General features: G+C 64.3%; 9 protein-coding genes. 3 read left to right on the forward strand and 6 right to left on the reverse strand.

What is annotated here, in order from left to right; translation table 11 throughout:
- Positions 1–130: 130 nt before the first annotated feature.
- On the reverse strand, positions 131–2,233 hold the full coding sequence (locus FJ471_RS25795) for a sensor histidine kinase (RefSeq protein ID WP_181179728.1): 2,103 nt from the start codon (positions 2,231–2,233) through the stop codon (positions 131–133).
- Positions 2,234–2,492: 259 nt separating this feature from the next.
- Positions 2,493–3,221: a response regulator transcription factor gene (locus FJ471_RS25800; RefSeq protein WP_224670386.1), complete on the reverse strand. Its 729-nt coding sequence runs from the start codon at positions 3,219–3,221 to the stop codon at positions 2,493–2,495.
- A 93-nt stretch (positions 3,222–3,314) separates the two neighbouring features.
- Here FJ471_RS25800 and FJ471_RS25805 point away from each other — a divergent pair, with 93 nt between their 5' ends.
- On the forward strand, positions 3,315–4,010 hold the full coding sequence (locus tag FJ471_RS25805) for a response regulator transcription factor (protein WP_140807550.1): 696 nt from the start codon (positions 3,315–3,317) through the stop codon (positions 4,008–4,010).
- Between the two features lie 71 nt (positions 4,011–4,081).
- Here FJ471_RS25805 and FJ471_RS34930 read toward each other — a convergent pair whose 3' ends face one another.
- Positions 4,082–4,246: a hypothetical protein gene (locus FJ471_RS34930; protein ID WP_181179732.1), complete on the reverse strand. Its 165-nt coding sequence runs from the start codon at positions 4,244–4,246 to the stop codon at positions 4,082–4,084.
- A gap of 32 nt (positions 4,247–4,278) precedes the next feature.
- Positions 4,279–4,611, reverse strand: a complete 333-nt coding sequence (locus FJ471_RS25810; RefSeq protein ID WP_140807551.1) for a hypothetical protein — start codon at positions 4,609–4,611, stop codon at positions 4,279–4,281.
- 348 nt (positions 4,612–4,959) lie between these two features.
- Between FJ471_RS25810 and FJ471_RS25815 the strand changes: the two genes are divergently transcribed.
- Positions 4,960–5,415: a L,D-transpeptidase gene (locus tag FJ471_RS25815; protein ID WP_140807552.1), complete on the forward strand. Its 456-nt coding sequence runs from the start codon at positions 4,960–4,962 to the stop codon at positions 5,413–5,415.
- 120 nt (positions 5,416–5,535) lie between these two features.
- On the opposite strand, the gene FJ471_RS25820 is transcribed toward FJ471_RS25815, so the two are convergent.
- Positions 5,536–8,619, reverse strand: coding sequence for an efflux RND transporter permease subunit (locus FJ471_RS25820; RefSeq protein WP_140807553.1), 3,084 nt, complete (start codon positions 8,617–8,619; stop codon positions 5,536–5,538).
- A complete protein-coding gene (locus tag FJ471_RS25825) occupies positions 8,616–9,881 on the reverse strand; it encodes an efflux RND transporter periplasmic adaptor subunit (RefSeq protein WP_140807554.1) in 1,266 nt (421 codons plus the stop codon). The genes FJ471_RS25820 and FJ471_RS25825 overlap by 4 nt, the downstream gene beginning before the upstream one ends.
- 146 nt (positions 9,882–10,027) lie before the next feature.
- Here FJ471_RS25825 and FJ471_RS25830 point away from each other — a divergent pair, with 146 nt between their 5' ends.
- Positions 10,028–10,561 (forward strand): TetR family transcriptional regulator, encoded by a 534-nt coding sequence (locus tag FJ471_RS25830; protein WP_140807555.1) that lies wholly within the window; start codon positions 10,028–10,030, stop codon positions 10,559–10,561.
- Positions 10,562–10,888 lie beyond the last annotated feature (327 nt).

A 10,888-nucleotide genomic window follows, 5' to 3' on the forward strand; every position in this document is an offset into this window, starting at 1 on the left:
ACTCGGCCTGACCTGAATTTGAATAGACCCCGCGCAGGCGCCTTTCTCCAGCTCAGCCTGGCCTGATTCTCGGCCGAGCCTATGGGCGCGCGAGCTTCAAATCGGCGATGCCTCTTGTCGCGATCTCGGCTCAGATGTGGGCGCCGTTGTCGGCTGCGGCTTCGTCGGCGACGGTCGATAGGATGCCGCGGACGTCGAGCGTCGAGAAAGGCTTTTCCAGGATATGCGGGCGCTGTTGCGGGGGCAGCGCTTCGATCTCGGCCTTGGCGCCGATCATGTCGCCGGTCACCAGCACGAAGCGCTTGGCGAGCGGAGGCTGCTTGGAAAGCAACTCGCGGTAGATCGCAATGCCGCTTATGCCCGGCATGCGTAGGTCGGAAAAGACGATGTCGGGCGGCATGTAGCCGTTCAGGACGTCGGCGGCCGATGTCCAACTCGCCACGACGCGTGACTTCACGCCCATCAGTTCGAGTATGTCGGACAACGAGGCGGCAACGTCTGGCTCGTCGTCGATCACCAGCGCATGGCGCAGCCCGCTCGGACGCGCCGGGCCTTCGCCGGGCGCGGCGCTGCTGCCCGCGATCGCCGGCAATTGCACGACGAAGCGCGCGCCGCTCGGCTGCACTTCCTCGAACCGGATGCTGCCGTGATGGCGCTCGACGATCGATTTCGAGATCGACAGGCCGATGCCGGTGCCGACGCCGACCGGCTTGGTGGTGAAATAGGATTCGAAGATGCGCGCGCGGATCGCCTCGGGAATGCCCGGGCCGTTGTCCTCGACGGAGAAGCCCGGATTGCCGTCCTCGTTGCGGAACGTCCGCGCCTTGATGTGCCGCTCGCCGGTGACGCCGGCCAGCGCATGCTGGCTGTTGATGAGGAAGTTGGCCACCACCTGCGTGATGTGGTCGGCGTCGGCCATGGCAAGCAGCGGCCCGCTGGCGAAGTCGGTGTCGATGATGATGCCACTGGAGCGAGCGCCATAGGCGGTCACCTCGAGCGCAGAGCGCATCACCTGGTTGAGATCCGTCTCGGCTTGCTCGGTCGGGTGCAGCCGCACCATCGACAGGAAGCTCTTGACGATGCGGCCGCATCGCTCGGCGGCGGCGCGCACCTTCTCGGCACGCACCTTGGTCTGCGGGTCGCCGGCGAATTCGTGCAGCAGCGTCGACTGCGCCACCACCACCGCCAGCGGATTGTTGAGCTCGTGCGAGACGCCGGCAAGCAGCGAGCCCATCGCCGCCATCTTCTCGTTCTGGTGCAGCTTCTCGCGCTGCCGGTTGATCTCCTCCTCGGCCTGCAGCTTCTCGCGCAGGTCGCGGATCGAACCGAAGATCAGGCGGCGGTCGGCAACACGCATCTCGGTCGCCGTCAGCTCGATCGGGAAAATCTCGCCCGCGGCGTTCTGAGTGACGGTCTCCAGCCGCTGGCCGACCATCGGCGCGCCGCGGCCGGCCATGTATTCGGCGCCCGAGGCATAGCCCTTGCGGTAGTATACCGGAACGATGGTATCGAGCAGGTCCTTGCCGAGGATGGCGCTGCGCTGGAAGCCGAACATCTTCTCGGCGGCCGGATTGAACTCGATGATCGAACCCGTCTCGTCGATGACGATGATGGCGTCGAGCGAGGCCTGCAGCATGGTGCGGCGGATCACTTCGCTGGCATGCGCCTCGGATGGCGAGCGCTCGATGGCGTCGCCGATGGCCAAGGCGATGATGTGCAGCGTCGCTTCTTCCTCATCCGTCCACTCACGCTCGGCGGCGCAATCGTTGACGGCCAGCGTGCCCCAAAGGTGGCCATGCGCGAAAACGGAGACGGACAGGAACGATTTGATGCTCTGCTTCTCGAAGTCGGCGCGCAGAAAACCGTCGAGGTCGCGCGTGTGGCCGGAGAAGATCTTGCCTTGCCGCTCGTCTTCCTGCAGCCGTTCCAGGAGCGAGTCCGAGTTGATGATCGACTGCATGATCACGGTGGGCGAGGCCAGCTCGCCGCCGAAGCCAGGGTCGATCCAGTAGGCGGCGACGGACTGGGCGAAGCCTTCGCCCGGCAGTTCACGCAGCCGGAAGAGGATGCCGCGCTGGCAATCCATCTTGCGGCACATCGTCCCCAGTATGTCGTCCATCTCGCGCCGCCAGTCGCCTGCCTCGCGCAGGCGGCGCACGACATGGACAGCCGCCATCGCGGCGCCGCCCGGGCGCGAGCCATGCATGTCGGCGCGTGCTGTATCAGCAGTCATGGTTTATTCCAGGCCCGGACGTCGGTCGTTCAGAGCGTCCCTCCGCTCCGCGGGAAACGGCAAACTGCTCCATAGCTTTGTTTTGACGCAATTCCGGACGGAAGGCTACGGCGAAACCGCCGAGCCCAACCGCTCACACTTTTCCTGGAATTGCTCTAAAGCGCGTCGCGATCTTTCAGATTCGCTCCTTGCGCTTTAGGCTTTTGATTTTGCGCATGTCTTTGCCCCGAAACCGGTTCCCACTTTCGGGATACATGCTTTAGTTGGCGTCGCCGCTCGGCAACGAGAAGATATAGCCTTCGCCGCGCACCGTGCGCAGGAATTTCGGATTGGCGGGGTCGGCCTCGATCTTCTTCCGCAACCGCATGATGCGGATGTCGACCGCGCGAGACGATTCCGGATCCTCGACGAAACCGATGGCTTCCGAAATCGCCGCTCTTGTCAGAAGCCGGTTGGCGCGGGTGAGGAAAACCTCGAGTACGTCGAACTCGCTCTTGGCCATCTCGATCACCGCGCCATTGGCGCCGATGACCAGGCGGCCGTCGAAATCGGCCTGGAAGCCGCCGAAATTCATGAAGCGGCGATTGCCGGTTTCGGCCTTCTGCACCTGCGGCTCGGCCGGCTGCGGCACGCGGCGCAGCACGCTGCGCACCCGCGCAAGCACCTCGCGCAACTCGTACGGCTTGACGATGTAGTCGTCGGCGCCGAGCTCCAGCCCGACGATGCGGTCGAGCGCGGTGCCGGCGGCGGTGGCGTAGATGACGCCGATTGGCGTTTTCGAGCGCAGCCAGCGGCCGAGCGACAGCCCGTCCTCGCCGGGCATGGCGATGTCGAGGATGGCGAGGTGGAAGGACTGCGCCTCGAACAGAGCGCGCGCGGCCGCGGCATTCTCGGCCGTCACGACGTCATAGCCGCTGGCGCCGAGATACTCGGCCACGGCCTCTCTCAGATCCGGTTCGTCCTCGACGACGATGATGCGTGCCTTCACGACGCGCTCGCTCCCGCTTTCAGCGGAAAGTAGATTGGGTATAAACATGATGTCCAGCACTCATCTCGAGTTGTCTGTGGCGGGGTGGAGAAAATGGCCGCACGGTCCGTCATTGCGCTTGTGTCCGTCGCCGAGGTGGTGGCGGGCGATCTCGCCGATCATCTCGAACGGCGCGGCCACGACGTGCGGCAGGCGCGCCAGCCCTGGGAGGCGGAGACGCTGCTTTCGGCGGGCGGCATCGATGTCGCGGTGGTCGGCGACGACGTCACCCAGGCCGAGGGCCGCGAACTGCTCCGGCGTTATGGCGGCCAGGGCGGCGAGGGAGGCCCGGATTTCATCCTGATCTGCCGGCCGCGCGACCTTGTCGACAAGGTGCTGGCGCTCGAGCTGGGCGCCGCCGACGTCATCGAAAGCCCGCTCAACGTGCGCGAGCTTGCCGCGCGCATCGGCGGCCTGCTGATGCGACGCGGCAGGGCCGCCGGGGAACTGATCGTGCTGGAAAACGCCACCGTCGACCTGCGGTCGGCCATGGTCATGCACCGCTCGGGCACTGAGGATCAGCTCTCTCCTGGCCAGGTGGCGCTGCTCAAGCTGTTCCTGGCGAGCCCGCGCAAGGTGCTGACGCGCGACGACATCATTGCTGCGGCGCCGGCCGAGAATGCCGACGCCTTCGACCGTTCGATCGATTCGCGCATCGTGCGGTTGCGCCGCAAGCTTGATACCGAGACCATCACGACCGTCCGAGGCGCCGGTTATCGCTTCGATCCGCCGGCCTCGCGGAACGAGTGAGTTCAGGTCAGCAAGCCCGTCGAGCATCGGATCCCCCGAGCGTTGATCATTTTGGGTCCGACGCCGGGCGCTCAGCGCACCACGATGACCGAGGGTCCAGTTGGAACGTTCGCGCTGACGGTGATCTCGGCCTGGGCGCGCTCCTTCAGCAGCACCGTCGCCAGCGCCGCGAAACCGAGCAAGCCCTGCGCGTAAAGCAGCGCGGAAAGCACCGAGGCGGCAAGTTTCGTGTTCATGTCTTATCCCCAATCTCGATATCGTCGGCGCCTCAGGAAACTCCCGAAGCGCCCGCGCCGCTGACGGAGCCCCCCGCTGCGGCGCGGGCCTTCGGTCCTCTCGGCAGCAAGTAGCCGGAGGGGCCGCGTGTCCTCATCAGCCGGAGGCCGACCCGCCAGAGGGCCTTCAGCCGGTGGACACGCAGGTTGGAAACAATCCAGACCGTGGCGATGAACAGAGCCATGTGCAGCGTCGAAACCTCGCCGGAATTCATCGCCGCCAGCGTCGTCGCCGGGTTGCCGGCCACCGAGCCGGCGCCGCCGAGCACGATCGCCGCGACGCTGATCCTGAGAAACCAGGAGCGGAGTTTCGATTTCCTGTCCATTTTCATTTGCAGATGTCTATTCCCGTTGCGTCAAATCTGACGCCGGCCTGTATCCGCATCATGCCGCCGTGGCCGCACTTTGTTGCAGATTGGTTTCGAAAACGGCCCCGTCTCTTTCATATATGTGTGAGATGAACTTTCGTTTCCGGTCTGAGGCCATTGTCCAACGCTCGATCGATTACTCGTCGAAGGTCTGGCGACATCCGCCACCGGGATGTCCTGTTAATTTTTAGAAACGAATTCGAAACAGAAACGAGCATCAAGCGAAATAGGTCTGAAACGGACGAGCACGATAAGAGCCCCATTGAAATTGAAGCCGGACACAACGGCAAGAACAGAGGGATCGTCATGCACACCGCCATTTCCGCCAAGCTCATCAACATCACCGCCGTCGCGCTCACGGGTGCTGCGCTGCTCTTCGGCGCCGGCAACGCCGCCTATGCCAATCAGATCGTCGCCAAGGTTTCGCTGTCGCAGCAGGTCATGGAAGTCACGGTCGACGGCCGCCCGACCTACACCTGGAAGGTGTCGACCGGCGACAGGAGGCACATCACGCCGACCGGCTCGTTCAAGCCGACCCGCATGCATGAGATGTGGTATTCGAAGAAATACGACAACGCGCCGATGCCGCATTCGGTCTTCTTCAGCGGCGGCTACGCCGTTCACGCCACCTACGCCATCAACCGTCTCGGCCGCCCTGCCTCGCATGGCTGCGTGCGGCTGCATCCCGATGCCGCGGCCGACTTCTACCAGCTCGTCGAGGCCTTCGGCCCCGGCAACACCAGCATCGTGATCGTCAAGTAACGAGCTGGACAAAGTAGCAGGCGGATTGCCGCCTTCGGAATAGCGCCGAAGCCGTGGGGCAGCCGCCAAAAAAAGAGGCCGGAATTTCCGGCCTCTTTTGTTTTTCGCTTCGTTGCTGTCTCAGCTCGGCAGCGCCGGCATCAGCTTCGGATCGGGCTTCTCAGCGAGATGCGGCAGGTCCTTGCTGGCGATGAAGGTGTAGAACATCGGCACGACGAAGAGCGTGAACATGGTGCCGACGAGGATGCCGGTGAAGATGACCAGGCCCATCGAATAGCGCGCGGCCGCGCCCGCGCCGCTGGAGACGATCAGCGGCACGACGCCGAGCGCCATGGCGGCCGTGGTCATCAGGATCGGCCGCAGGCGCACCTTGGCCGAAGCGATGATGGCGTCGCGGCGCCGCATGCCATGCATTTCACGCTGCTGGTTGGCGAACTCCACCAGCAGAATGCCGTGCTTGGTGATCAGGCCGATCAGCGTGATCAGACCGACCTGGGTGTAGATGTTGAGCGTTCCTAGGCCGATGTTGAGAGGCACGATCGCGCCGAAGATCGACAGCGGCACCGCCATCATGATGATCAGCGGGTCGCGGAAGCTCTCGAACTGCGCCGCCAGCACCAGGTAGATCACGATCACGGCCGCCGCGAAGGCGATCAGGATGGTGTTGCCCTGCTCCTTCTCCTGCCGCGACTGGCCCGAATAGTCGACGAAGAAGGTGTCGGGCAGGGTCTCCTTGGCGAGATCCTCCAGCACCTTCAGGCCGTCGCCGGTGGTCACGCCGGGCAAAGGCAAGGCCGAGATCGTCGAGGAGTTCAACTGATTGAACTGCTCGATGGCCGCGGGCGAGGCGTTGGTCGAGATCTTCACGACCGCCGACAGCGGTACCATCTTGCCGTCGACGCTGCGGACGAAATATTCGCCGAGCTTCTCGGGATTGTCGCGGAATTCCTGCGGCACCTGCGGGATGATGTCGTAGCTGTTGGAATCCCGGTCGAACTGCGCCACCTCGGCGCCGCCGACAAGCAGCGTCAACGTGTTGCCGATATCGGCGATCGGCAGGTTCAACGCCGCCGCGCGCTCGCGGTCGATGGTGACGGTCACCTGGGGCGCATCGTAAGCCATCGAGTTCTGCACGACGATGAAGCGGCCCGAGGCTTGCGCCTTGTTCTTGATCTTTTCCGCCTGCTCGAAGACTTCCGAGGGGTCGCCGGTGGAGCGCACGACCATGGAAATCGGCAGGCCGCCGCCGGAACCGGGCAGCGTCGGCGGCGCGAAGACGAAGGCCTCGACGCCGGCGACCTTGGAGATGCGTCCCTGGATGTCGGCCTGAAGCGCCTTCGAATTGCGCTTGCGTTCCGCCCAGTCCTTGAAGGCGAAGCCGACAAAGGCGCTGTTGGTGGCGCCCCCAAAGGCAACGGCCGAGAACTGCGCCCTGGTCTCGGGGATGTCCTTCACCAGGCCGAGGATCTGGTTGACGTAGGTCTCGGTGTAATCCGACGTCGCATAGCGCGGCGCGGTCACGATCGAGAGCAGGAAGCCCTGATCTTCTTCCGGCGCGAGCTCGGTCGAGGTCTTGGTGAACATGAAGCCGGTAAGGGCGACCAGCGCGATGACGATGATCAGCGTCACCGGCCTGTTCCTGAGCGAAGCGGTGACGGCCCGCTCATAGACGTGCTCGACGCGGGTGAACGTGCCGTCGACGATCCGCTGGAAGCGGCCGTGCTGGCCCGCCTTCAGCAAGCGTGCCGACATCATCGGCGTGATGGTGATGGCGATAAGGCCCGACAGCACGACGGAGCCCGCCAGGGTGACCGCGAATTCGCGGAACAGCGCGCCGGTCAGGCCGCCGGTGAAGGCGAGCGGCGCGAAGACCGCCGCCAGCGTCATGGTCATGGCGATGATGGCGGTCGCGATCTCGCGCATGCCGTTGAATGCCGCCTGCATCGGCGACATGTGATCCTCCTCCATGTGGCGGTGGATGTTCTCCACCACCACGATGGCGTCGTCGACGACAAGGCCGATCGCCAGCACCATGGCCAGCAAGGACAGGAGGTTGATCGAGTAGCCGACCGCGAACAGGATGAAGCAGACGCCGATCAGCGACAGCGGGATGGTGACGATCGGCATCATCACCGAGCGGAACGAGCCCAGGAACAGGAGGATGACCACGACGACGATGGCGACGGCCTCGCCGATGGTCTTGAACACCTCCTCGATCGAGGCGCTGATCTGGCCGGTGGCGTCGTAGACGATCTCGATCGTCATGCCTTTCGGCAGCGTGTCCTGGACCTGCGGCACAAGCTTTGTCAGCGCCGCCGCCGTCGTCAGCGGGTTGGCCGCCGGCGTCGGGAAGATGGCCAGGAAGGTTCCCGGCTTGCCGTTGAAGCTCACCCTGGTGTCGGTGTTCTCCGCGCCGAGCTCGACACGCGCGACATCGCGCAGGCGCACCACCTGGCCACCCGTCGAGCGGATCGGCAGCTGGGCGAAGGCCTCCGGCGTCTGCAGGGTCGAGTGCACGCTGATCGAGGAGACCACATACTCGTTCTGGGTGTTGCCGGGCGCCGACAGGAAGTTCGAGTTGTTGATCGCGGTCAGCACGTCCACGGCCGTGGCGCCTCGCGCGGCGAGCCGGATCGGATCGATCCAGATGCGCATGGAATATTCCTGGGCGCCGAAGATCTGGACGTCGGCGACGCCTTCCACGGTCGAGATGCGGGGCCGGATGACGCGCTCGATATATTCGGTGAGCTGCTCCTTCGTCATGTTCGGATTCTGCATCGAGATGTACATCATCGCGAACTGCTGTCCGGTGCCCTTGACGATCACCGGATCCTTGGAGGCGTCCGGCAGGGTGCCGCGCACGCCCTGGACCTTGGACAGCACCTCGGCGAGCGCGACGTCCGGATTGGAGCCGAGCTTCATCTGCACCGTGACCGTGCTCGAGGACGGACGGCTGGACGAGGTCACGTAGTCGATGTTTTCGGTCGAGGCGACGGCGCGCGCGATCGGGGCCGATATGAAGCCCTGGATCAGGTCGGCGCTGGCGCCGGGATAGGCCGTGGTGATGGTGATCGCCGTCTCGTCAACCTTGGGATACTGTCGGATCGACAGGCCGAAGATGCCCTGGAAACCCAGGAGCAGGATCATGCAGGCCAGCACCGTCGAGAGCACTGGCCGGCGAATGAAGAGGTCGGAAAAGCTCATTGCTGAACCTGCTTGTTCGCCGATTTGCTGGGGTCGATCGTGTTGTCGACGGCAACCGACATGCCATTGAAGAGCCGGTTCTGGCCGGCGGTGACGACCTGGTCGCCGTCCTTGAGGCCCTCGGCGATCTCGACCATGCCGTTGTTGCGGCGGCCGAGCTTCACGAAGACCTGCGAGATGGTGAGCGCCGGCTGCTGCGCGGCCTCGGCCGGCTTGGCGGCGTCGCCAGCCGCCTTGTCGGCCGGCTTCGCGTCAGCCGGTTTCGCAGCGCCGTCGGCGGGCTTGGCGGCGTCGGCCTTCTGCTCGTCCGGCTTTGCCGGAGCCGGAGCCACGCCTTCGGCGGGCTTCGCCGGCTCGACCACGAAGACGTAATCGCCATAGAGGCTGGTCGTCACCGCCGTCTGCGGCACGGAAATGACGTTGTTTTCCTGCGGCAGCTCGACGCGGATCTGGACGAACTGGCCAGGCGTCAGCTTGCCTTCCGGATTGGCCACCTCGCCGCGGATCGAGACCAGCCGGCTTGCCGGGTCGATCTTGGGGTCGATGCCGCGGATGGAGCCGGCAAAGGACATGTCCGCAAGGCTGGTGCCGAGCTTGACGGTCTGGCCGATCTTGAGCAGCGGCAGCTGTTGTTCGGGAATCGTGAAGTCGACCCGCATCGTGTCGAGGTCCTGGATCGTCACCACCGAGTTGCCCGGGGCCAGATACTGGCCGACGTCGATCTTCGGGATGCCGACCGTGCCGCCGAAGGGCGCGGACAATTGCTTCTGGTCGAGCACGGCCTGCATCTTGTTGACCTGCGCGGCCGAGGCGTCCGCCGCGGCGCGCGCGGCGTCGAGCGTCGCGTCGGTGCCGACGCCGCGCCGCTGCAATTCGATCGCGCGGGTCAGCGCCGCCTGGTCCGAGGCGGCCTGCGCCTTCTGCGCCACCAGATCGGCTTTCTCGACCGCGTCGTCGAGCTGCAAAAGCACCGCGTCGGCGGCGACCTTCTGGTTGGCGTGGAACAGGATGTCCTTGACGATGCCGCTGGTCTCGACGGTAAGGTCGACGCCGCGCACGGCATTGACGGTGCCGATCGCCTCGACGCCAGGGGTCCATTCCGACGGCTTGACGGTCACGGTCGAGACCGTCGCGGCCGGCGGCTTCATGGTGGCGAAATACTGCTTGATGCCGGCGTCGCGCATGAAGTTGAAACCAACGATGCCGACGCACACGAGGGCGAGCAGCAGCAAGAATCCGGCGATGATGAAAAAGCGCTTCACGGATGGTCCCCTCGAGCCGGCAACCGGCAAATCAATCGATGCCGGGACACATATCGACGATAGGCCCCGATTTCAAATGGCGCGCCTTACTGTACCGGCTGGACGGTCTTGTCAATTCCGCCTAGGCTGATGCAGGAGGAAGCGCGATGAGAGTACCCAGGGCGAACTCACGCGAGAAGATACTAGCCGCCGCCGCCGATGTGGCGCGCGAGGCAGGCCCGGGAAGCCTGTCGCTCGATGCCGTCGCCAGCCGCGCCGGAGTATCGAAAGGCGGCCTGCTCTATAATTTCCCGACCAAGGCCAAGCTGATGCAGGGGTTGGTCGAAAGCTATCTCAGCGATTTCCAGAAGGCGCTGGAAGCACGCGCCGCCGAGGCCGGCCACGAAAGCGTGCTCTCGGCCTATATCAAGCTGTCGGCCGACGACTGCGAGCAGCCGAAACCCTCGGCGTCATGGATGTTCTCGGCGATCGCCGAAGATCCCGATTTCCTGACGCCGATAAAGGCCTTCAAGCACCAGCTGTTCGAACGGCTGAAGGCAGAGACGGACGACCTCGGCTCGCTGCTGGTCTGCTTTCTCGCCATCGAGGGGATGCGCAGCATGAATCTGTTTGATTCAGACGTGCTGTCCGAAGACGAGCGTAAGCTTCTGGTGTCCTCGCTGCTGAAGATAGCGGGATAAGCCACCAAACGGTTTGGTGGTGACCAAACGGTTTGGTAGTGACCAAACGGTTTGGTAGTGACCAAACGGTTAAGAGCGTCACACCAGCTTCATCCTGGCGACATAGCGTCCCTCCCGGTTCTTTGCTGCAATGCAAACGGAGTGGGACAATGGTAGACGTAGTTTCCAGTGAGGCGGGGATCCCGAGACCGGATCATCCCCTAGAACAATCAGGCGGGGCCAAGTGGTTCCTGCCGGCTTTCGGCGTGCTGGTGCTCGTCGGCATCATCTATGTCGGCTATGCGCTCAGCCAGGATCTGGCCATCGCCAAGACGGTGCCGTGGATCC

This window comes from Mesorhizobium sp. B2-7-1 (assembly GCF_006440735.1).
Lineage (GTDB): Bacteria > Pseudomonadota > Alphaproteobacteria > Rhizobiales > Rhizobiaceae > Mesorhizobium.

What these genes read in the sequence shown, in the direction of transcription:
- FJ471_RS25795 (WP_181179728.1), bottom strand. Translation starts at nt 2,233, where the DNA reads ATGACTGCTGATACAGCACGCGCCGACATGCATGGCTCGCGCCCGGGC.
- FJ471_RS25805 (WP_140807550.1), top strand. Translation starts at nt 3,315, where the DNA reads ATGGCCGCACGGTCCGTCATTGCGCTTGTGTCCGTCGCCGAGGTGGTG.
- FJ471_RS34930 (WP_181179732.1), bottom strand. Translation starts at nt 4,246, where the DNA reads ATGAACACGAAACTTGCCGCCTCGGTGCTTTCCGCGCTGCTTTACGCG.
- FJ471_RS25810 (WP_140807551.1), bottom strand. Translation starts at nt 4,611, where the DNA reads ATGGACAGGAAATCGAAACTCCGCTCCTGGTTTCTCAGGATCAGCGTC.
- FJ471_RS25815 (WP_140807552.1), top strand. Translation starts at nt 4,960, where the DNA reads ATGCACACCGCCATTTCCGCCAAGCTCATCAACATCACCGCCGTCGCG.
- FJ471_RS25820 (WP_140807553.1), bottom strand. Translation starts at nt 8,619, where the DNA reads ATGAGCTTTTCCGACCTCTTCATTCGCCGGCCAGTGCTCTCGACGGTG.
- FJ471_RS25830 (WP_140807555.1), top strand. Translation starts at nt 10,028, where the DNA reads ATGAGAGTACCCAGGGCGAACTCACGCGAGAAGATACTAGCCGCCGCC.